Genomic DNA, 21,189 nt, shown 5'->3' on the forward strand with positions numbered 1-21,189 from the left:
GATTCTAAACAAGGAGGAATTTATAATGAACTTTTTGAATCGTGAAATTGATGATTTTAAGGTAAATGCCTACCAAGCGGGGGAAACGATCGAAGTTTCAAAAGCTGATGTATTAGGAAAGTGGAGTATCTTCTTCTTCTACCCAGCTGATTTCTCCTTTGTTTGCCCAACTGAATTGGAAGCATTACAAGATAACTACCAAGCTTTCAAAGATGCTGATGCTGAAATTTATTCTGTTTCTGAAGATACTGAATTTGTTCACAAGGCTTGGGCTGAAGCTTCCGATAAGATTGGCCGGATTCAATACACGATGTTGGCGGACCCAGCTGGCAAGTTAGCACGGATGTTTGATGTTTTAGATGAAGATGCTGGTCAAGCATACCGGGGCGTCTTCATTGTTGACCCTGATGGGAAGATTCAATCATATACGATTAATAACATGGGAATTGGTCGTTCTGCTGACGAAATTTTGCGGACCTTACAAGCAGCTCAATTTGTTCGTGAACATGGTGACCGCGTTTGCCCTGCAAACTGGAAGCCGGGTGATGATACGATTAAGCCAAGCCTTGACCTAGTTGGGAAACTCTAATAAAAAAGGGGACGTTAGCATGGCCGATCGAATCTATGACTTAATTATTATTGGTGCTGGTCCTGCCGGACTTTCAGCAGCAATTTATGCTGGCCGGGCAACTTTGGACACTTTGGTTTTAGAAGCTGATACGGTTGGTGGTCAAGTTACCACCACTGCGATGGTTTATAATTACCCAGCAGCTCCAGCAATTGACGGGACAAAGTTAATGCACCAAATGCAACAACAGACTCAAGATTTTGGAGTGGCGATTAAGAAAGATCGGATTGTTAAGTTTGATCTGGATGGAGAGGTTAAAACTTTAACGGGCGAGAGTGGCCATCAGTATCAAACCCGAAGTGTAATTATTGCGACCGGAGCTAGTCCTCGCCATGCCGGCTTTGTTGGCGAAGATGAATTTCGTGGTCGAGGAATTGCTTATTGTTCAACCTGTGATGGGGAACTCTTTACTGGACTTGAAGTCTTCGTTGTTGGTGGCGGTTATGCAGCGGCTGAAGAAGCTGATTTCTTAACCCGGTATGCCAAGCATGTGACAGTCTTAGTTCGAGAAGGCGAATTCCAGTGTCCGCCATTGACAGCCGCTCGAGCACTTGATAATCCAAAGGTTGATGTTAAGTATCATACCGAAATCGAAATGGTTCGTGGAGATCAATATTTAACGGAGATGACCTTGGTTAATAATGAAACTAAGGAGAAAACCGTTTATCATGTCGACGAAGGTGATCAGACCTTTGGCGTCTTTGTCTATGTTGGAACTAAGCCAGCAACCGATTTATTACCAGCAACTTTGAAAAAAACACCCCAAGGTTATCTAAAGGTTAATCAAAATGGAGAAACGGCCCTTCCGGGAGTTTACGCTGCTGGAGATGTAATTGACAAGGATCTCCGGCAAATTATTACGGCGGCTGCAGATGGGGCAACTGCCGCAACTAAGGCTGAAGAATATGTAAGTGCACAAAAGAAACGACTGCATATTCCGGTTAACCGGCCAAAACCAAAGCCGGTGGGGAAAACGAGTTCGGTTGTTGATAAAAGTGCAACCAAGCACACAGGTAAGTGGTTTACCCCTGATTTGGTTAGTCAGTTAAGTCCAATTTTTGCGCGGTTAACGAAGAATGCAACGCTACAAGTTTTGTCAACGGGAGACGAATTAAGTCAGGAATTGATTGCCTTTGTTCAAGAATTGGCAGGTTTAGATAGTCATTTATCGGAAGTAACGGTTGATGCGTCAGCTAATCTTGATTTTGCACCGCAATTACGGCTCCTGGTTGATGGAAAAGCAACTGGTTTACAATATGCAGGCGTACCAACGGGACATGAATTAAATTCATTAGTCCTGGGTTTGTACAACGTTGCTGGTCCTGGACAAGAAGTTGCACCAGATTTGGTTGCTCGGATTAAGCAATTACCAACCACTAAGTTTGAAATTGGGGTTTCTTTGACCTGTCATTTTTGTCCAGATGTGGTCGCGGCTTGTCAAAAGATGGCTTCAATTAATCCAAAAATTACGGCTACGATGATTGATCTAGCTCACTTTAAGGAGCTTCGTGAAGAACGTCAAATTATGAGTGTTCCCGCAACGATGATTAATGGCGGCCCAGTTATTTTCGGGAGCCAAACTTTGGAACAACTGGTTGCGGCAGCCGAAGAGGCAAAGTAGGATTAGCGTAGGAGGATTTCTAAGATAAAATCTTAGGATCCTTTTTTAATTCTGATAAAATGTTCATGAGGTGAGAAAAATGGCAGATACTGATTATGATTTACTGCAAGCACAAGCACAAGCTTTAATTACCGGTGAAGATGACTGGGTTGCGATTACGGCTAATCTAGCAGCGCTCTTATTTAATTCTTTAGAAGAGGTTAACTTTGCGGGCTTTTACCGGATGAAGGACGGTGAATTAATTCTGGCGCCTTTCCAAGGGCAGGTGGCTTGTGTTCACATTCAACTTGGAAATGGGGTTTGTGGAACGGCTGCTCAACAAGAAAAGACGATCGTTGTTCCCAACGTTCATGAGTTTGCTGGCCATATCGCTTGTGATGCAGCGTCTAATTCTGAAATCGTTGTTCCGGTCTTTAAGGATGGTCGATTTTGGGGCGTCCTAGATATTGATAGTCCAAAACTTAGCCGTTTTAGCGAAGCTGACCAAATTGGTTTGGAAGGGCTTACGAAATTAATTTTTAATTAAGCCTTAGTGTTCATCAAAAAAATGGTGCTAAAATAAAAAGCGAAATTTTTTGAAGGATACTGATTTATTATGGAGAATGATACAAGTCGTCGCCAGGATATTAATTTAGCGGTGATTACAGTTTGTTTAGGTTTAATTGTTGGTTGCTCGTCAATGCTATTAGGGGTGCTACTGGACACAGTGGAGCACCTTTTTTTAGGTTTTGTTGAAAATAATCAGATGCCGGTAGCGGTGAATGCTTTACCGAGTCGGCGATTAGTTTCGTTGATTATCGGGGGAATTATTAGTGCCGTGGTCTGGTATTTCTTACAAAGAAATTGGGAACCGGTTGGGATTAACGCCTCAATTAAAGGGAAACGAATGCCAGTTTTGCGGACGGCAATTCATGTTATGACCCAGATTTTCTACGTTAGTACCGGAGGATCTATCGGACGTGAATTAGCACCACGACAGGCCGGGGCAATGATTGCCGACAATTTGAGTCGCTCCTTTGATCGACATGGATGGTCAATTGATCCGGAAGACCGACGCTTACTAATTGCAGCTGCCGCTGGGGCCGGTTTTGCCGGGGTCTATATCTCCCCAATTACTGGGACTATGTTTTGTTTAGAGTTACTTTACAAAAAAATCAATTCCCGGTCGGTTGCCGTTAGTGTGACAATGTCATCAATTGCGACGATGGTTGGTTCAATTACGAAGGGCTTTGTCCCTTATTATTTAACTGGGAATCGTCACTATGGCCTAGTTGTTATTCCTTTGGCAATTCTTTTAGGAATCGTGAATGGTTTCTTAGGAACAATCTTTAAAAAGTTTATTAAACTTGCTAGTCAATACCGGGTTAAGGGGAAAGCAATTCTTTGGCAACTTAGTTTAGTGGGGCTTTTAACTGGCCTGGTTGCAATGTTTTTCCCAGCGGTTTGTGGAAATGGCCGGGGTCTTGCTCAATTAGCGATGAATACAAACAGCTCAACAGGACTAAGTGGTGCCTTGTTGTGGTTAGTTTTTGGTTTTTTCGCTAAAGCCATTGTTACGCTTTTGACCATTAAAGGTGGGGGATATGGTGGAACGCTAACCCCATCAATTGCAATTGGAGCATGTATCGGTGTTTTGCTTGGAGTTGTCTATATGGCGGTCGTCCCCGGGGTAACGCTGGCTCAATGTGCTGTCTTAGGAGCTGTTTCACTATTAGCAGCTTCACAACAAGCTCCCTTAATGGCCCTGTTTATGATTTTTGAAGTCTGCCACATGCAATATTCAGCTTTGCTTCCGCTTGGATTAGCAGTTGCTGTTTCAATCTGGGTTTCGAAGCAAATGCAAAAGTAATTAAGAAAGTGGTTATGAAGCTTTTGTTATAGGATACCTTGCCAACGCTTCTTGAAGATGCTAAACTGTAATAGTCAATCTAATGGAGAGTTGGCAGAGTGGTAATGCACCGGACTCGAAATCCGGCGAACCCATGTTGAATGGGCGCGCAGGTTCAAATCCTGTACTCTCCTTTATAAATGAGTAATATGGAGTTACGATGAGTAACTTAAAAATCGCTAAACCTTATTAGATCAAGGGTTTAGCGGTTTTTCTTTTTATTTCAAAAGACTTATAAAGCAATATAGAGTTACGAAGCCTGCACACAAAATGCACACAAAAAAGCACCCCGTGAGAGGTGCTTCTGATTATAGGTTCTCCAGTGCTTTAATGATTTGCTTATCAGTCTGGTCCTTGTATTCATCAATCAGATAAGCATAGGTGTTGGCCGTAGTCTTAATATTTGAGTGTCCTAGTCGCTTGCTGATGGCGTAGATATCAATTCCATTTGCGAGCAGAAGCGCCACGTGGCTGTGTCTAAGGCTGTGGAAGTGGAAGTTACGTTTAGTTATCCCGACTGACCCTAAGATCGTTCGTAGCGTCCGATTGACGGCCCCAGAGGTAGGAATCGTGCCATATTGGTTAATGTAGACCATCGTGCTACTTGTAGCTTCTCGCAGTTGCCGTAAAATACTTATTAGCTGCGGATTGATCTTGATCTTACGGACCGAAGAAGGATTTTTAGTCGGCTTGAACTCGTGCTTAACCGCATCCCACGACTTATCGATATTGATAGTTTGGTGTAAGAAGTCGATATCCTTCCATGTTAAGCCTTGAATCTCCGACAAGCGCATCCCCGTATAGATCGCCGTAATAATCATGTAGCGAGAAGTAAAGTGGGGATTTAAGCCTGCTCGGGTAGCTGTAAGCAGTTTTTGAATCTCACTAAGGTTCAGATACTCGACTGCCACGACACGCTTCTGATTGGCGACTAGGGCCACGCCTTGCGTAAAGTCCTTAATTAAGTAGTCGTCAAGGATAGCTGACTGCACGCATGCCCGGATAAAGCCATTAATCTTTTGGACTGACGAGGGAGCGTGGTTGGCGCCATACCAGTTTATAAAGGCTTGATATTCTGTCCGGGTGATCTTCTTAATATCTTTCTTGCCAAAAAAATCTAAGATGTTCTGTTGAGTTGTCCGATATCGGACCATCGAAACATCAGATACTTTAGGTGCCTTATAAGTATCAACCCAGTGGACGTAGTAATCATATAAGGAGATCTCACGCTCGATATTAACCCCTTGATTTAATTTGGCCTCCTGCTCGGTTGCCCACATCTGGGCTAAGCGCTTGGTCTTAAACCCGGCTTTTGATTTGGAATGACGCTTGCCGTCTGTATCCATCCACTGGATTCGGGCTTGCCAAGAGCCACTACGCTTTTTAATTTGTGCCATATTATTATCCCTCCATGTATGCTAAAATGAAGGAGTTATATGGGGTCCAATCTATATAACTCCTAGCTCTCCACCTTACCGTAGGTGGGGAGCTTTTTTATTCCCAGCCGTTTGCTTTTGCAATGCTTTCTTGCATCTGCTGGGTCTGAGCAATTACATCTGGATCACCTTCAAAACTTCCAGTATCATTACCAGTTTGATAAATTGTGCCACCTTGCGACGGGTGAGCGACGTAAACCTTTTCACCGTCAGCAGTGGTAAAGCTATAAGTTTGGCTAGTGCTGCTGGTATTACTAGTATTACTTTGCTGAGTTGCGTTGTTTTGAGAAGCGGCTTTCGTGCTCTGTGCCGTTGAATTTGAAGCAGTAGCCTTTGACTTGTTAAGACGAGCTTGATCGGCTTTGCTAATTTTCTTGCTTACTTTATAAGTCTTGGATCCAATTACTTTGAAATCCGGATTTTCAAAAGTTACCCGAACTGGATTGGTATTGTCCAAAGTAAAGATCATAACTGCTTTAACCGTCTTTCCCGGCAGAAGCTTGTTATTCAAGCCATCTTCGTATTGCTGAAGTGGATCATCGCCGTTTTCATCTAAAGCGACCATGCCGGGATCAAGTTCTAGATCCGAAGTAGAGTTCTTCTGGTGGGCATGAACCACCATATAGACATTAGATGGATCCATCTCTTTTGTTGAATTGTTGGTGACATCACAGTAAAGAACTAGAACTTTCTTACCTTGATCTACTGAATCACGGACTTCCCACTTGGTAAATTTGTAAGTTTCGTTACCAGCATCAAAGACATTATTCTTATAAGTCCACGTTCGTTCAGAAGCGTTTGGATCTGGCTTCACTGATGATGATTTTTTAGTTACGCTCGATGAACTAGAAGTTTGGGATTTAGAAGAATTATTGCCACATCCAACTAAAGTAATACTACACGCAATTACGGCAATCCCCGATAGTATCTTTTTCATATTATCTCCTCCAAAGAGAATTAGTTACTCTTGCAGTTTGACATGTAGTGCCAAATGAAGAACATTGCCCCAATAATTAAAATGAGCCACGCCCATACTTGTAAATCTTCGTAAAAAGGCACCCATTAACCAAGCGATGATCGAAATGATTAATCCAGCAATATCGCCACCCATCTTCTCGCTCTTTCGAGTCGCTAGGTAAACAATCCCAACTACAATGTACAAAATGGCAACCATTACGCCAGAAGCAACACTATGTGAGTTATTAGCAGCAATTGCATTTCCTAAGCCAGCGACCATAGACTGGAAGAAAATAATTACACCTAAGACAATCATAATAATTCCTAAAACCAATTTTGTAGTTTTCATAAAACCCTCCGAAATAGCAGCTTTTAACGTCGATCAGTTTTTTGGACGTAAATATGTAATGTATCTGAACTCATGCTATAATTAAGTCCAGATACAAGACGAAACTAAGCACTAGCCACTAACCACCTTGGCTAGTGCTTTTTTGTATGTTACAGAATTGAAGTAACTTGTACAGCTTTGCCTAATATCCGAGCAGGATGGCTATCGTCAACTACCATCGGCTCATACTCGGGATTATCAGGGAGCAAGATAATCGTTTCCCCAACTTTCTTGATCCGTTTGAGGGTCGCTTCTGTGTCTTCGGTAAAGAGCACTGCCGCTATTTCACCGCTTTCTACGTCTGGCTGCTGTCGGATAAGGACGAGCGAGCCGTTAGGGATTGTGGGCTTCATACTATCGCCTTTTGCTCGCAGGTAGAAAAGATTACCTTTAGGAAGATTAGCCGTTGGTTGATCAACGTAAGAATCGATATTTTCTTCTGCTAAGATAGGTTCTCCGCAGGCTATCACTCCAAGCAATGGTATTCGAGTAAAATTGACAATCGGCGTAACGTTTTCGGCTAAGATATCGTCACCGATAATTTCGCTAGTTTTTACTCCAAAAAGTTTCGCCATGATCGTCACTTTGTCCATCAAAGGCTTATTACGCCCAACTTCCCAGGCGGAAATAGAATTAGGAGATACGTTCAAAATCTTCGCTAAATCGTTTTGCGTATAACCATGATCCTTACGAAGGCGTTTAATGTTTTCTGCTAACGTCATTTAAAGTCACCTCCTTTCTACATATAGTATTGTACCAAAAATTGAACCTCAAGTGTACTGAAATTGTACATTTTATTTAAAAAAATATACTTGAAGTAGTTGAAACTACACTTCAAGTGTGTAATAATAAAATCATCAAGCGAAGGGAAGGAGGAATAAGAATGCAAAAGTACACAATCAAAGCGGCACGAATTCGCGCAGGATTTACTCAACGAGAAGTAGCTCATAAGCTGCACATGAATGTGCAGACATTCATGAGAATTGAGAACGGGAAATCCTACTTTAGGATTAATTCCGCTGCAAAATTTGCAGATATTGTTGGAATTGATTTTGACAATATCATATTTTTTTAATGTAAACTACACTTGAAGTGTACAAAAGGAGAGATGAACAAATGCAAGATAAGCTACGTGTTCAAATTGACCATGCAGGTCAACGAAACACAATGAAAAGCTTTCGGCATTTTGAAAGCCCGTACTATCGGAAACCCAAACCAAAAGCTAAACCAATTAAGCAAATTGGGTTCAAAAAGGACCAACAGTCAGATAGGAGGTGATCAAAATGTCAGTTCTGTTGGAAATCCTAAAGTCCGCCACTCCTGCGGAAAGGCAGGAAGCGGCAAAAATGCTGAAACCATATCTCACTGTGGAAGAGAAGCCCCAGAAACCGCTACGGTTCCTTAGCACTAAGGAATTTAAAGCTCGCCTTCCACGACAGAAGAACGAAGCTTGGATCAGAGATGTTCTCCTAGAGCGAGAACCGATCCTTAAACAGTGGGTTTATGGTCTGCACGGCGGGAAAGGAGTCAAAGTTAGATTTGACCCCGCTGCAGTGGATTGGGTGCTAGAGCACCGGCATGAAATTGATTGGAGGGGATGAGGTGGTAAAAGCAATTATGTATACAGCACTAGGATCACTGATGACCTGGTGCTGGTTGATGGGTCACAACTACTTGTGGCACACATTAGGTTTTGTCTGGGCGGCGGTATTCGCCGTTGATATTGTAAGGTTCGCTTTTCCGAGGAGGAATTAAATATGAATAAGTTAAAACCACCATTGTTAATGCTTTCAGGTTACGCCATCACCAAACTTCCCGAAAATAATGGGTGGTGGAATTTAGTGGCACTGATCGGTTTCGTTTATGTAATGGACAATTGTTTTCAATAAAAAAAGGTTCTAAGTAGCGGCAACTGCTTAGAACCAAAAATAAAAACTATATACGAGGTAATTTTAACATGAATCAGAAGTTATATGATTGGCTGTCTGAAAAAAGGCAGGACGAAATTTATATGAAAAATCACATTCTCGAACACACAAAAGTTGGGGAATACGATCGATTGATCGAACGGCGATTAAATGAGCAGTACGCATTGATTGATGCCTTTAGCCAAGAAATGCTAAGAGCAGCCGGAATTGCAAAGGGGGTTATCTAACATGAATTTATTTGAATTGAATGATATTTACCGCCAGTTATCCCAACGGGATGACTTGGATCCAACAACCTTAATCGACTCCCTTAAAGCGATTAAGGACGACCGGGAAGTCAAGTTAGAAAACCTGGCAACTTGGGCTGACCAACTAAAGTCCGAAATTGGATTTTTAGAAGAAAAGCAAAAGTTGTTCCGGGGCGAACTGACTTACCGCCGAAATAAATTAAGGTGGATCAAGCAGTACATCACAGATGTGATGGACGATGCCGGGATTAAGAAAATTCAAACGGATAATCACCTGTTATCAACAAGGAACTTCAAAGCGTCCACGGTGGTGGATGATGTCGATAAGTTGCCGAGCGAACTTGTGACTGAGGAAGTCACAATTAAGCCCGACAAGAAAGGGATTTACGACCGCTTAAAAGAGGGCGATGAAGTGCCAGGGGCGCATCTGGAGCCGAATCGGAATGTGGTTATCAAATAATGTTCCAATTACGTGATTATCAATTAGAAACCATCAATCGCATCACCAATTCGATGCGACAGGGGAACAAACGAATTATTGTCCAACAGCCACCTCGTACGGGCAAGACGGTCATCATGGCCGAAATCGCCCGGCGGACAACAGCTAAAGGGAATAATGTTTTATTCATCATTCACCGCAAAGAAGTTCTTGACCAAGCTCGGCAAACCTTTGGATTGCAAGGGGTGGATCCAAACTACCTGCAAATGGGGATGGTTCAAAGACTCAATCGGCATATTGATCAGATCAACGAACCACAGTTGATTCTGATTGACGAAGCCCACCATAGCTTGGCTAAGTCTTACCGGAAGATTATTGATGCCTTTCCACAAGCATTTATCTTGTACTTTACGGCCACCCCGATTCGGACGGGGCATGACCAGATGGACCAAATCGCAGATGATTTGATCCCGGGTAAGACGATTGAATGGTTACAGGCTCATCACTTCTTAGCTCAGTTTAAATACTTTGGACCGACTGGGATTGATGATTCAAAGCTAAAGAGGCAAAGCGGCGAATATACCGCCGAGAGTATTGACCAAGCCATGAATAAAAAGATTTACGGCGAAATCGTTGATCAATACTCGAAACTTGCTAAAGGCAAGCAAGCGGTGGTTTACTGCCATTCAATTGAAAGCGCAAAGCGAGTAATGGATCAGTTTCGGTCCAGGGGAATTACCGCTGCGGAAGTTGATGGTGAAACCAACCCGGAAACCCGCGATCGGATTGTGCAAACTTTCCGGGATCAGCAAATTATGATTCTGGTAAATGTCAATCTCTTTACCGAAGGGGTTGACCTGCCAAATATTGATTGCGTGATTATGGCTCGGCCAACGTGTTCACTGGCATTGTACTTGCAATTCTCGATGCGTTGTCTAAACCCCCGAGAAGGCAAAACCGCGATCATTATTGATCATGTAGGCAACTTCAAGCGCTTTGGTTTACCGAACGCCAAACATGATTGGCAAGAAGCGATCGTCACCAAGGATAAGCGAAAGTCAAAAGGGGGCGGAATTGATATTCCGCCAATTGTCCAATGCTCATACTGCTTTGGGACTTTCTACCGCAAGGACATGGTCGATCAGTATTGCCCGCTATGTGGGCAGGAGTTGACCACTAAGCAAAAAGATTTTGTAGTCGTCAATGAGGACTTACAAGAAATTAAAGAGAACGAAGCTGTCAAGAAACGTCGGCAAATGGTCGAAGCAATTCTTAACAGTGAAGTATCAAACAATGTACAGCACAAAGAGCTGTACGAATTAAAGACGTTAAAGGAATTTCAAGCCTACGGTAAGGCACATGGTTACAAACCAGGCTGGGCCTACTACCGTTGGAAGAACAGGAGTAATGGGTAATGTTTGCATTTCCAGAAGACAAACCACGGAAGCCGAAGATTGAACCACATTATTTCTTCATCTACGGCAAACCAATGACAGGGAAAACTTTCTTCGCAAGTTATTTCCCGCATTCATTCGATTTAAACACCGACAATAACGCCGAGCAAAGTCGGATTCCTTATAAGAGTCTGTTGATTGGCGAAGATGGGAAGCCAGTTAAAGACGTGATTGGTCGGATTGACGACTTTATCAAGGCGTTATCAGAAACGACTTTTCAAACGATTGTTATTGATACGATTGAAGACTTGGCATCAGCAGTCGAAAAACAAGTAGCTGAGGATGCTGGCGAGAAGTTTATTGGTGATGGCCGGTTAGCGTACGGTAAAGGTTCAAGCATGGTGAAAACCATCATTGAAAATCTAGTGCTTGAACTTAAAGCGCTAAAGGTGAATGTAGTTTGGTTAAGCCGTGAAGAAACCAAAACCGATATTGCAGCTGGAACAAGTGAACCAGTACCGGCGCTAAAGCCAAAGTTTTATAACATTGTAGCCGGTAACTGTGATGTAGTTATTCATACCCAAAAGTTTGGGAAGGACACCTATACTCGGACCGTTGAAAACAAACGAGCAAAGTACAAGCCGGATGATATTACCGATCCAAAGATCCGACAATTACTCGAATCTTGCGATGGGATGTTTGATTAATGACCAGTAAGTATTATTACTGGCGAAACTGGACGCCAGGGCCGCCACCTAAGCAGATCATTGATCACACTCATCAGCCAATTGATTACAATTTAAAACTTTGGGCTGAAGCTAAAGTATCAACCAAGCAGATCGGCGATCAATACTACTTTATCGATAGTCGTGGGAAGCAGTACCGAATTGATTATCAATGGTATTGCTTAATTCGGCAGATGGATCGGAATGATTACAACATGTATCATCGTTGGTTTCGAAATGAGATCCATTTCGCTGATGAAGATAAGCGGTGGACCTTTTTCAAAATGCCTGACCAACGCAATGTTGACGATTATCGGTTAAAGATAATCAAGCCCTATCTGACGAACCTAACAGTTAAGCAACGCCAACTTTACGAGGAATTAGCGATTGGTTATAAGCAGACCGAAATCGCTGATAAAAACGGCGTTACTAAAGCGTCAATTTATAACGCTAAGCAAGGCTTAATCAAAAAACTACGCAAAGAACTATTAAATCATGGAGGAATTTACTAATGGGATTACAAAGTGCATATCAAAACGCAATGAAGAACTGGGACGCAAAGAAGGACAGTGTTAATAAGACAGATGACATTCCCGCAGGGGAATACCAAGTCATTTTGGACAAGGTAGAACACCCAACGTTTAAATCTGGGTGGGATTGCCTGCAATTTACGATGCAGGTAATCAAAGGTGAGTTTGCTGGACGCAAAGAGTATATCCGCTTGAGTCTAGCCACGACAACTAAAGCCGGCAAACCAATGCCAGACTTTGTAGTCAACCGGGCAATTCGGACAATTGACAAGGTGGCAGCAGAAGTTGGTCTCCACTTAACGCCAAACGAATTTCCAGACAATGAGACCGATGCCTATGAACGGCTGGTAACGGCCTTTAAGCCGTATGAAGCTAAGCCTTTAGCTATGAAGATTACTGTTTCTGAAAACAAAAAAGACCCCGACAACCCTTACCGGAACTACGACTTCGGCCCTGGTGAACAAATCAATAAGCCAATCGCTGAAACCAACGAAGAAATTGCAAAGGCGGTTGAAGGAACGATGGGCGATACGACGACGGTCGATGATGAAAAATTACCGTTCTAAAACTAATCAGGCAGTGTCCTAACCACCGGGCGGGTGGAAGGCCCGTTAGGAGAAATTGGAATGGAAAATTTAGTTAATTATGCCAAACGGTACGCTGAGCAAGGATTCAGCGTCATTCCGACAATTGGCAAAAAGCCGCTGATTAAGTTTGCCGATAAACCGGCTTTAACGCCAGCGGAAATCGTAAAATTTTGGGATCACCATCCATTTGCCAATATTGCTTTAAAAACCGACCAATTCTTTGTAATCGACGTTGACCGGCACGAGGACGGGGATGATGGTACGGCAAGCATTAAGCAATTAAATCATCCTGAGTGGTTTAATACCTTGTGCCAGAAAACAGCCCACGATGGGTTCCAATTTTTTTTCAAGAAGCCAGCAGAACGAATCAGCCAGAATATCGGCTTCCTACCGGGGGTCGATATTAAAGCCCACCCCAATAATTATGTGGTGGTAGCTCCGAGTGTAATTGATGATAAAGTCTATCAATGGCTAAATCGTAAGCCAATGATCGAACCGTGCGAAGAATTGATCCAGTTGATCGAAGCTAAGAGCAAGCCGACAATGAGCCAGCAAAAGCTTAAAACGTACCGACCAACCGGGCGAAATACAACTACTGAGCTGTTTGAACAGATCGCTAATGGTTTAGGCCCAACTGGCGGGAGGAATAACGCTTTAGCAGCTTTTGCTGGTGGTCTACTGTTTCGGAGCGTTGAGCCGGAAGTGGTGTTAGAGCTGTGCCGGATTGCTAATCAGCGTACTGAATACAGTCTTTCGGATAACGAAGTAGTAACAACTGTTAATTCAATGATTAAAAAAGAAATTCGAAGGCGAGGTGAAGTAAGTGAGTGAAGATAAAGTGGTGCCTTTTGATAAAGAAGCCGCGGAAGAGTTAAAAGCGCTAAGTGATGCTGATGACTGGGGACTCAAAACTAACAAAAATGGTCAGATTGTTAATAAAAGCATTGTCAACATGGAAATTATTTTGGAACGGGATCCACTATTAACAGGAACTTTTCGCTTTAATGAATTTACCGCTGAAACAGATGTGGTTAAAAGTAATTCCGAATTGATGTTTAAGAAGGGACAACTGATTGATGCTTATGTCGATCAGCTCGCTTCATACGTCGAAGGAAAGTATGGGGTACTGTTTGATAACCAGAAGATCCGGAGTGCAATTGTGGTGATTGCTATGCGCCACAAATACAATCCAGTTCAGGACTATCTCAAAAAGGCGTATCAGAGTTGGGATCACCAAGAGCGGTTAAAGCATGTTATGACAGATTATCTAGGTGTTGAAGATTCCGAAGTAACCCACTTAACCACAAAAGTTTATTTTACTGGAGCGGTGGCGAAAGCCTTTAACCCGAAAACTAAGTTCGACTTTGTGATGGACTTAGTCGGTGGCCAAGGGGCAGGGAAGACTTCCTTTCTCCAAAAAATTGCCCCCTTAGGCTACTATACCGATCAGTTTTCAACCTTTGACAATAAAGACGATTTCGCAGTCATGCGTCGAGCTTTAATTGTTAATGACGATGAAATGACCGCTACTAACGCTGCTAGTTTTGAAGTGCTAAAAAAGTTCGTCACTTTGCAGGAATTTGAATACCGGAAACCATATGGTCACCAAGCGGAGCGGTTTGATAAAAATTTTGTCATGGCTCGAACTACGAACGAATTATATTACTTGAAGGATAAAACCGGTGAACGGCGCTTCTTACCGCTCCACGTTAGCAAGAGCGCCCAGAAGTATCACCCAGTTACCGATTTAACTGATGAATACGTGCAACAGCTTTGGGGCGAAGCCATGCAATTGTATCAAGAGGGATTCAGTTTCGTCTTAACCCCTGAACAGGAGCAGATGTTAAATGACCACCGGCGCAACTTTATGTACACCGATGCGTTGGAAGATCGGATTGATGAAGCTTTGAGTAATCAATTTAAGAATCGGAAATTTATTTCAAATGACGCGCTTAGTTTAGCAGTTGCTTCTGGTGTGGACCTAGTTAAAAACCGAAAAGTCGCCAATCAGATCACCAATATTATGGTTAATCGGTTTGGGTTTAGGAAAGCACGAAGAACTATTAACAATGAAACCAAACGTGGTTTCGAACGTTAATGACAGTAATGACGGTAAAACACCCTTACTGTCATTACAATAAACGCCGATATAAAGGCGTTTTAACCTCAAATAATGACAGTGACAGTAAATATTAATAAAAAATATATTTAGTAGTAGGTATATATAGAACAGCGCCGAAAAAGTTGGGCGGAAAAACGGGGGTTACTGTCATTAGAAGGTAGCGAAACGTTGGTATGTAGGCAAAAACAGCAATGACAGTAGGCAATTTTTAGTGTCATTAACCGTCACTAACTGTCACTGGGAGGAATAAAAATGAATCGAATTAAGCAGCTTAGGCAAGAAAGGGGTTTGACCCTGCAACGAGTCGCTGACGAGTTGAGGGTTGGAAACAATACTATTAGCCGTTACGAAACAGGAAAGCGAGAACCTAAATTATCAACTTGGAAAAAGCTTGCTGACTTCTTCGGAGTTAGCATTCCATATCTTCAGGGAATCGAATCTAAAAAATGCAACCTTTGTCGGGAACCGTTTCACCAAGTAGCTTTTGAACCTACCTCAAAGATGAAAATCTTATATTTAAATTGTGAATATTGGTTAGTTATTGAGACAGATTCAATTTTTGTGAAAGGGGGACTTTTGGCGCCAATCTCCAACTGCCCCTGGTGTGGTCGTAAGTTAAATGAGGAGTGAATCAAAAATGACAATTGAAGAAGCTAAAGCAAAATTACGTAAAGCCTACTATCTGATTGAAGAGGTTAATTACACCATCGAGGATGAGTTTAATGGCGATCCGGATGACTTGAAATATGTCTACCGTGAGTTAGATGACGCTATGCTCGCCTTAGACGTGGCTGATGATGATATTGATATTGAATTACTACACGAAAGGGAGAATTAATCATGAATCTTGAAGCTTTAAGTCGGGAGTTGCCTTTTGGATATCAAGCCCAAGGATACTACGAAGGAAGCGATTTAAATGAAGTTGGCTTCTTTAAAGATGATTACTATCTTGGTGATATCAGAAAGGAAGATGGCAAATGGCAATTCTATCAAGGATTAGGAGCTATCTTTAAAGCTGAAGAGATGGCCGGATTAATAGCAGCACTCAAGGTAATCAAGGACTACATGGAGGAAAACTAATGAAAAAAGAAATGTATGTTATTAACAGTGATGAAATCAAAGAAGTTTTAGAGGATATTTCGGAAGCAGTAAATAAGCACGACGGGGGAGATATAATTGCCGTTGCTTCGGCAATGTATTTAGAACTTATCTTAATGGCTAAAGGTAACGAAGTTGATTTCGAAGTTCTTAGCCATGACGCCTTAAAGATCGCTAAAGAAATTCTAAAAGTAAGTGGGATGGAGTAGCAATTATGAAAAACAATCAAACAACAACCAAAGATTGCTCTTTCTGTCAATCACCATACAATGCTGTTGCTTTTGAGACTGGCGAAAGTGTGCAATGTAATTACGAGAATGGTCAACCAGTCATGCTGTTTAGTGATGACGGAATCGCAGGGAATTGCTTTACGATGCCGATTAAGTATTGTCCGATGTGTGGAAGGAAACTAAATGATTAATAGGATTGATATTAAAGGCGACAATATCGATAAAATCTCGATGGATATTTTCGAAGCAGTCAAACGGTATGAAGGGACAGATGTAGTAACGGTTGCTTCGGCAATGTATCTGCAACTTCTTTTAATGGCTAAAAGCACTGAAACTAATTTTGAAAATCTTAGCAATGTCTCACTGGACATTGCTAAGCAAATCCTAAAGAAAGCTGAAATAGACATTGAGGGGAACTATCAACTAATCGATGTTAATAAAAAGCTTCACTAGAGGTGAACTAAATGATTAAAGTAAAAACGTTTTGGGATGAAGTTAATAAATATGTTGCTGAAGTTGTAAACCATGGCGGTAAAGTCGTTGACATTAATTTTAGTGCCGATGATGCAGGAGCTTATTATTCCATTATTGCGGAGGTGCAGAAGGATGAATAACAAGTTGAAACTTAACGTGAGAACAATCTTTGCTCTCGTTGTCGCCTTACCTATATTTGTTATTTTTTGGGTTTTTACCGCAGTCATCGTTATCTTATATCCATATTGTAATTTAATCTGCTGGATTGCTAACGGTCACGGAGTTAGTTTCCGAGATTACTACAATTTATCATCGCCTTTGGGACGGTAACTGTATATGAAAATTTTGGACGTCTGTTGTGGTAGTCGCATGTTTTGGTACGACAAGCACGAGCCACACACAACTTACTGTGATATTCGACAAGAGAAGAAAGACTTACCCAGCGGTCATCATATTGATGTTGATCCAGATGTCGTAGCCGATTTTCGCTCACTCCCCTTTGCTGACTGTACTTTTGATAACGTGATTTTCGATCCACCACATTTACTACATGCCGGCCCTAAATCGTGGCTAAGAGCCAAATATGGAGTACTTGATCCTAAGGTATGGAAGGATGACCTAAAACAAGGATTTGATGAGTGCCAGCGAGTTCTTAAATCAACTGGAACGCTTGTTTTCAAATGGAATGACGACCAGATCCCGTTTTCCAAAGTAATCAAGGTGTTTGGCCAACAGCCAATCTACGGTGATCGGCGAGGTAAGACACGGTGGGTAGTTTTTATCAAGAAAGGAAAATAAATAAAAATGAATTTTGAAGAATTACACAAGGCATTATTGGATTGGGCTAAGGATCGTAATCTTTTGGACGCTGATCCTCATATTCAGTTTTCTAAGATTGTGGAAGAACTTGGTGAAACATCGGCTGCTTATAACAAGCACCATCATGATGACCTCTTAGACAGCGTCGGAGATCTGCTAGTGACAATTAGCATCTTCTGCCACCAGTTAGGTATTGATCCAGTTGACTGCCTTAGCATGGCCTACGAAGAAATTGCTGACCGGACAGGTAAGACCATCAATGGCAGTTTTGTAAAGGATACCGATTTGCATGGCTAACCCCGAAACGAAAATTCAAAACGAAATTCGGATCGCCCTATCTGCTCACCAGTGCACCGTTTTCCGGACTAATGTAGGGAAAGTCCGGCTATCTGATGGGCGGTGGTTTGATACTGGACTACCAAAAGGTCACGCTGATTTATACGGCTTTAGATGGTCAGATGACCAAGTTTTTTATATCGAAGTTAAAACCAAAACAGGTAAACCCCGACCAGACCAGATTAAATTTCACCAGTTTCTCCAGCAGCATGGTGTCATCCATGGCATAGCCAGAAGCGCTGAAGAAGCCGTGAAGATCATAAAGGAAGGATTGGTGGGATATGGGTATTAATAATTACTTAAAAGGCAGGTGGAGATGATGAATTTTAATGCTGATTTGTCGCTGTCAAAAGCGATTGATAATTTAGAAGCCGAATACGGGGTTTTCAGCGCTAAAGACTTAAAGCTGGAAGATGTAGTACCGGCTGATGATCCGGACTATCAGATCATTTTACGGGTTCGCCAGGGGACTACTGGAGATCTGAATAACGAAAGTCAAATCAACCGGCTCAAAAAGTTAATGGCAATTGATACGCGGATAAAATTTTTGGCTAAAAATCTAGAGTGTAGCGAGAGTGCGATCTCACATCTTTTTACTCAGCGACCAGACTTAGTTAAGCTACGCCGACGCTACAAACATGATTACACCCGTATCATCGTAGTTGATAGTCAAAGTGGCAGGAAGAAGATTTATGACACACCGCATAGAGCCGCTAAGGCGATGGGAATTAAGACGGATCGGTTGAAGTATCTACTTACCACTCGAAACAACCCGCCACTTGTCTATGAGCATCTGCAAGCTAAGCGGTATCTTTGGTACAAATTAGACGGAGGTTTAATGTGAGGAAGCGAATTGCAATTACGCTAGTGTGTCTGGTTTTAATGCTGTTAGCCCTGACCAGTTCTGGTCCAGACATTCAATATTTTTCGGTGGTGTCACTTTTTCTGATGTTTATTGCAACGGGGTGGTAATCATGACATTGTTTCCGAAAGTTAATACTCAAAGGGTAGCTGACCAAGTAAGTGATTTTTTCCTTTGTGATGATTTTGAGCATCCCCGAAATTACTCACGGATTGTGAGACGGGCAAATGTCATTATGGGTCTGACTGGTGATAGTGGCGATGTTACTGGCATTCGGGGTTCGGCTCCAGGTAATGTAGCGGAAAATCGGCTTATCGAGAATGACGAGTATTACCGGGCTGAAATTGTGGTTAAGCAGGCAATTAATGCTTGCTCAACCCGAAGCCGAATAATTTTGACTGAACGATATGTAAATCATTCTAAAGTATGGATGATTCAACGATTAATCAATCTAACTGGTAATGACAGCTATCAAAAAGCCGATCGGTTGGCTCGACTTGAATTTGCGGATGCCATTGACGCAGTTAAAGATAAGTTCCTAGTCAGCGATGAGCTGATTCCGAGCTTTCTAAAAGAGGAGGAAAGCAGGATGAAAACAGGACGAGAGCAGGATGAGAAATAACCTAAAATGGTAACGTGAAGAGATAGCAGTGGTAACCCGGTTGGCCTTTGCCAAGGTTCAATTCCTTGGCGGGTTATAGGCTAGATTAATATCTGGCCAGTGAAGATTTTTCCTTGTTATTATTTTTCAGTCCACCTTGTGTGGGCTTTTTTTACATAAGGGGGTGAGTGGTATTAGTAAATTAACGCAAAAACAGCAACGCTTCGTGGATGAGTACCTAATTTCTGGGAATGCCACTCAAGCGGCAATCAAAGCTGGATACTCCAAAAAGACGGCTCGAAAAATTGGTCAAGAAAACTTAACAAAACCAGACATCAAAGCAAAAATCGATAAACGTAACGCTGAAATTGAGTCTGAAAAGATTATGACCATGAAAGAAGTTATGCAACGGCTAACAGCAATTGCTCGGGGCGAAACGACCGAAGAACAATTAACCAATAAAGGCGATGTAGTTAAGATGTCAGCCAAGACTTCCGATCGGATTAAGGCGATGGAATTAATCGGGAAACGCCATGCAGCATGGACAGACAAAAAGGAAGTTAGCGGTAATTTAGACATTCAAATTGGGATCGGTGATTACGATGACGACGATTAATCTAAGTTTCCCCAAGCCCCAGAAAGTCTTTAATCGGCAAATTTTCGATAGCTTATTTGACTATGATCATTTTGTTGAAGTCTGGTATGGCGGTGCTTCTTCTGGTAAATCACATGGTGTAGTTCAAAAAGTGGTGCTAAAAGCACTGGGGAAGTGGAAGCATCCCCGTAAAGTGCTATGGTTGCGAAAAGTCGATCGAACTATTAAGGATTCAATTTTTACTGATGTTCTCGATTGCTTGAGCACTTGGCGCATCCTTCCACTTTGTAAGGTCAATAAGTCAGATCGGACAATTACACTACCCAATGGCGCTACCTTTCTTTTTAAAGGGATGGATGATCCCGAAAAAATAAAATCCATTAAAGGACTATCAGACGTGGTGATGGAAGAAGCATCCCAATTTAATCAAGGCGACTACACACAGCTGACCTTGCGACTTCGTGAGCCTAAACATAAGAAACGGCAATTGTTCTGTATGTTCAATCCAGTTTCTAAATTAAATTGGACTTACAAGCAGTGGTTCGATGATGGGGTGGTTGTTGATCCGAAGCGAGTGGTCATCCATCAATCGACATACAAAGACAACCGGTTTTTGGATGAAGATAACATCAGGACAATCGAAAACTTGAAGATCACCAATCCGGCTTACTACAAAATCTACACTTTGGGTGAGTTTGCGACTTTAGATAAGCTGGTCTTCCCAACTTTTGAAAAACGGCGGTTAAACCTAGCGACACTGCGAGGCCTACCGTCGTTTTTTGGCTTGGACTTTGGTTATACCAACGATGAAACGGCCTTTATGCACGTTAAAGTCGATCAAGAACGTAAGATTATTTATGTAGTTGAGGAGTACGCTAAGCATGGCATGTTGAACTCAGATATTGCGCAAATCATCAAACAAATGGGCTATGCCAAGGAAATTATTACTGCTGATGCTGCTGAACCCAAGTCAATCGACGAAATCAAGCGGGACGGAATTTATCGGATTCGCCCTGCTAAAAAGGGCAAAGACAGTATTATTCAAGGGCTTGGCTTTATGCAACAATATCGAATCGTGGTTGATGATCGGTGTGTGAAGACGATTGAGGAGCTGGAAAATTACACGTATAAAAAGGATCGCCAAAGTGGTGAGTACACCAACGAACCAGTTGATGCTTATAACCACGAAATTGATGCAATCCGGTATGCTTTAAGTGAAATTAACGGTATGGCTTCACCAAAAGCCACAATGATGAAAAACTTTTATTTTTAAGGAGGTGTAA

General features: G+C 42.2%; 33 protein-coding genes and 1 tRNA gene. 30 read left to right on the top strand and 4 right to left on the bottom strand.

What is annotated here, in order from left to right:
- Positions 1-25: 25 nt before the first annotated feature.
- The 5 genes from ahpC (at position 26) to GTO83_RS03980 (ending at position 4,271) form a co-directional block, all read left to right on the top strand.
- Positions 26-589, top strand: coding sequence for an alkyl hydroperoxide reductase subunit C (gene ahpC / locus GTO83_RS03960; RefSeq protein WP_180871838.1), 564 nt, complete (start codon positions 26-28; stop codon positions 587-589).
- A 19-nt stretch (positions 590-608) separates the two neighbouring features.
- Positions 609-2,249: an FAD-dependent oxidoreductase gene (locus tag GTO83_RS03965; protein ID WP_180871839.1), complete on the top strand. Its 1,641-nt coding sequence runs from the start codon at positions 609-611 to the stop codon at positions 2,247-2,249.
- Between the two features lie 79 nt (positions 2,250-2,328).
- Positions 2,329-2,775 carry a GAF domain-containing protein gene (locus tag GTO83_RS03970; RefSeq protein ID WP_180871840.1) on the top strand — a complete coding sequence of 149 codons (447 nt, stop codon included), beginning with the start codon at positions 2,329-2,331 and terminating at the stop codon, positions 2,773-2,775.
- Positions 2,776-2,844: 69 nt separating this feature from the next.
- Positions 2,845-4,098, top strand: coding sequence for a chloride channel protein (locus GTO83_RS03975; protein ID WP_180871841.1), 1,254 nt, complete (start codon positions 2,845-2,847; stop codon positions 4,096-4,098).
- Between the two features lie 84 nt (positions 4,099-4,182).
- Positions 4,183-4,271: transfer RNA gene (locus GTO83_RS03980), tRNA-Ser, on the top strand.
- 174 nt (positions 4,272-4,445) lie between these two features.
- On the opposite strand, the gene GTO83_RS03985 is transcribed toward GTO83_RS03980, so the two are convergent.
- The 4 genes from GTO83_RS03985 to GTO83_RS04000 form a co-directional block, all read right to left on the bottom strand.
- Positions 4,446-5,534 carry a tyrosine-type recombinase/integrase gene (locus GTO83_RS03985; RefSeq protein WP_180871842.1) on the bottom strand — a complete coding sequence of 363 codons (1,089 nt, stop codon included), beginning with the start codon at positions 5,532-5,534 and terminating at the stop codon, positions 4,446-4,448.
- Positions 5,535-5,631: 97 nt separating this feature from the next.
- Entirely contained in the window at positions 5,632-6,510 is an 879-nt protein-coding gene (locus GTO83_RS11090; RefSeq protein ID WP_180871843.1) for a DUF5067 domain-containing protein, read from the bottom strand.
- Positions 6,511-6,534: 24 nt separating this feature from the next.
- On the bottom strand, positions 6,535-6,879 hold the full coding sequence (locus tag GTO83_RS03995; RefSeq protein ID WP_370524339.1) for a hypothetical protein: 345 nt from the start codon (positions 6,877-6,879) through the stop codon (positions 6,535-6,537).
- A gap of 149 nt (positions 6,880-7,028) precedes the next feature.
- Entirely contained in the window at positions 7,029-7,640 is a 612-nt protein-coding gene (locus tag GTO83_RS04000; protein WP_180871844.1) for a LexA family transcriptional regulator, read from the bottom strand.
- Between the two features lie 161 nt (positions 7,641-7,801).
- Here GTO83_RS04000 and GTO83_RS04005 point away from each other — a divergent pair, with 161 nt between their 5' ends.
- From GTO83_RS04005 to GTO83_RS04120, 25 genes are all read left to right on the top strand, one after another.
- Positions 7,802-7,993 (top strand): helix-turn-helix transcriptional regulator, encoded by a 192-nt coding sequence (locus GTO83_RS04005; RefSeq protein WP_255463159.1) that lies wholly within the window; start codon positions 7,802-7,804, stop codon positions 7,991-7,993.
- A gap of 208 nt (positions 7,994-8,201) precedes the next feature.
- Entirely contained in the window at positions 8,202-8,519 is a 318-nt protein-coding gene (locus GTO83_RS04010; RefSeq protein ID WP_180871845.1) for a hypothetical protein, read from the top strand.
- 156 nt (positions 8,520-8,675) lie between these two features.
- Complete coding sequence (locus GTO83_RS10940; protein ID WP_255463160.1) at positions 8,676-8,807, top strand: hypothetical protein; 132 nt, start codon at positions 8,676-8,678, stop codon at positions 8,805-8,807.
- Between the two features lie 68 nt (positions 8,808-8,875).
- Positions 8,876-9,073, top strand: coding sequence for a hypothetical protein (locus tag GTO83_RS04015; RefSeq protein ID WP_180871846.1), 198 nt, complete (start codon positions 8,876-8,878; stop codon positions 9,071-9,073).
- A gap of 1 nt (position 9,074) precedes the next feature.
- Positions 9,075-9,554 (top strand): siphovirus Gp157 family protein, encoded by a 480-nt coding sequence (locus GTO83_RS04020; protein WP_180871847.1) that lies wholly within the window; start codon positions 9,075-9,077, stop codon positions 9,552-9,554.
- On the top strand, positions 9,554-10,948 hold the full coding sequence (locus GTO83_RS04025) for a DEAD/DEAH box helicase (protein WP_180871848.1): 1,395 nt from the start codon (positions 9,554-9,556) through the stop codon (positions 10,946-10,948). The genes GTO83_RS04020 and GTO83_RS04025 overlap by 1 nt, the downstream gene beginning before the upstream one ends.
- A complete protein-coding gene (locus GTO83_RS04030) occupies positions 10,948-11,634 on the top strand; it encodes an AAA family ATPase (RefSeq protein ID WP_180871849.1) in 687 nt (228 codons plus the stop codon). Before GTO83_RS04025 ends, GTO83_RS04030 begins: the two co-directional genes overlap by 1 nt.
- Entirely contained in the window at positions 11,634-12,164 is a 531-nt protein-coding gene (locus GTO83_RS04035; RefSeq protein ID WP_180871850.1) for a sigma-70 family RNA polymerase sigma factor, read from the top strand. Before GTO83_RS04030 ends, GTO83_RS04035 begins: the two co-directional genes overlap by 1 nt.
- Positions 12,164-12,748 (top strand): DUF669 domain-containing protein, encoded by a 585-nt coding sequence (locus GTO83_RS04040; protein ID WP_180871851.1) that lies wholly within the window; start codon positions 12,164-12,166, stop codon positions 12,746-12,748. Before GTO83_RS04035 ends, GTO83_RS04040 begins: the two co-directional genes overlap by 1 nt.
- A 60-nt stretch (positions 12,749-12,808) precedes the next feature.
- Positions 12,809-13,600 (top strand): bifunctional DNA primase/polymerase, encoded by a 792-nt coding sequence (locus GTO83_RS04045; RefSeq protein ID WP_180871852.1) that lies wholly within the window; start codon positions 12,809-12,811, stop codon positions 13,598-13,600.
- Positions 13,593-14,867, top strand: a complete 1,275-nt coding sequence (locus tag GTO83_RS04050) for a VapE domain-containing protein (protein ID WP_255463161.1) — start codon at positions 13,593-13,595, stop codon at positions 14,865-14,867. The genes GTO83_RS04045 and GTO83_RS04050 overlap by 8 nt, the downstream gene beginning before the upstream one ends.
- Positions 14,868-15,143: 276 nt before the next feature.
- Complete coding sequence (locus GTO83_RS04055) at positions 15,144-15,521, top strand: helix-turn-helix transcriptional regulator (RefSeq protein WP_180871853.1); 378 nt, start codon at positions 15,144-15,146, stop codon at positions 15,519-15,521.
- Between the two features lie 7 nt (positions 15,522-15,528).
- Positions 15,529-15,729, top strand: a complete 201-nt coding sequence (locus GTO83_RS04060) for a hypothetical protein (RefSeq protein WP_180871854.1) — start codon at positions 15,529-15,531, stop codon at positions 15,727-15,729.
- Positions 15,730-15,731: 2 nt separating this feature from the next.
- Positions 15,732-15,971: a hypothetical protein gene (locus GTO83_RS04065; protein ID WP_180871855.1), complete on the top strand. Its 240-nt coding sequence runs from the start codon at positions 15,732-15,734 to the stop codon at positions 15,969-15,971.
- The gene (locus GTO83_RS04070; RefSeq protein ID WP_180871856.1) at positions 15,971-16,198 is read left to right on the top strand and encodes a hypothetical protein; all 228 of its coding nucleotides are present in this window, start codon (positions 15,971-15,973) and stop codon (positions 16,196-16,198) included. The genes GTO83_RS04065 and GTO83_RS04070 overlap by 1 nt, the downstream gene beginning before the upstream one ends.
- Positions 16,199-16,203: 5 nt before the next feature.
- On the top strand, positions 16,204-16,410 hold the full coding sequence (locus tag GTO83_RS04075) for a hypothetical protein (protein ID WP_180871857.1): 207 nt from the start codon (positions 16,204-16,206) through the stop codon (positions 16,408-16,410).
- A complete protein-coding gene (locus GTO83_RS04080) occupies positions 16,403-16,672 on the top strand; it encodes a hypothetical protein (RefSeq protein WP_180871858.1) in 270 nt (89 codons plus the stop codon). The genes GTO83_RS04075 and GTO83_RS04080 overlap by 8 nt, the downstream gene beginning before the upstream one ends.
- 11 nt (positions 16,673-16,683) lie before the next feature.
- Positions 16,684-16,833 carry a hypothetical protein gene (locus tag GTO83_RS04085; RefSeq protein WP_180871859.1) on the top strand — a complete coding sequence of 50 codons (150 nt, stop codon included), beginning with the start codon at positions 16,684-16,686 and terminating at the stop codon, positions 16,831-16,833.
- A 196-nt stretch (positions 16,834-17,029) separates the two neighbouring features.
- Positions 17,030-17,491, top strand: a complete 462-nt coding sequence (locus tag GTO83_RS04090; RefSeq protein WP_180871860.1) for a class I SAM-dependent methyltransferase — start codon at positions 17,030-17,032, stop codon at positions 17,489-17,491.
- Between the two features lie 6 nt (positions 17,492-17,497).
- Complete coding sequence (locus GTO83_RS04095; RefSeq protein WP_180871861.1) at positions 17,498-17,809, top strand: MazG-like family protein; 312 nt, start codon at positions 17,498-17,500, stop codon at positions 17,807-17,809.
- On the top strand, positions 17,802-18,140 hold the full coding sequence (locus GTO83_RS04100) for a VRR-NUC domain-containing protein (protein WP_180871862.1): 339 nt from the start codon (positions 17,802-17,804) through the stop codon (positions 18,138-18,140). Before GTO83_RS04095 ends, GTO83_RS04100 begins: the two co-directional genes overlap by 8 nt.
- Before the next feature lie 24 nt (positions 18,141-18,164).
- Positions 18,165-18,692 (top strand): hypothetical protein, encoded by a 528-nt coding sequence (locus GTO83_RS04105; protein ID WP_180871863.1) that lies wholly within the window; start codon positions 18,165-18,167, stop codon positions 18,690-18,692.
- Positions 18,693-18,822: 130 nt separating this feature from the next.
- A complete protein-coding gene (locus tag GTO83_RS04110; RefSeq protein WP_180871864.1) occupies positions 18,823-19,332 on the top strand; it encodes a hypothetical protein in 510 nt (169 codons plus the stop codon).
- 172 nt (positions 19,333-19,504) lie between these two features.
- The gene (locus GTO83_RS04115) at positions 19,505-19,927 is read left to right on the top strand and encodes a terminase small subunit (protein ID WP_180872114.1); all 423 of its coding nucleotides are present in this window, start codon (positions 19,505-19,507) and stop codon (positions 19,925-19,927) included.
- A complete protein-coding gene (locus GTO83_RS04120) occupies positions 19,914-21,179 on the top strand; it encodes a PBSX family phage terminase large subunit (RefSeq protein ID WP_180871865.1) in 1,266 nt (421 codons plus the stop codon). Before GTO83_RS04115 ends, GTO83_RS04120 begins: the two co-directional genes overlap by 14 nt.
- Positions 21,180-21,189 lie beyond the last annotated feature (10 nt).

Source organism: Lactobacillus sp. 3B(2020) (genome assembly GCF_013487845.1).
GTDB classification, from domain to species: Bacteria; Bacillota; Bacilli; order Lactobacillales; family Lactobacillaceae; genus Limosilactobacillus; species Limosilactobacillus alvi.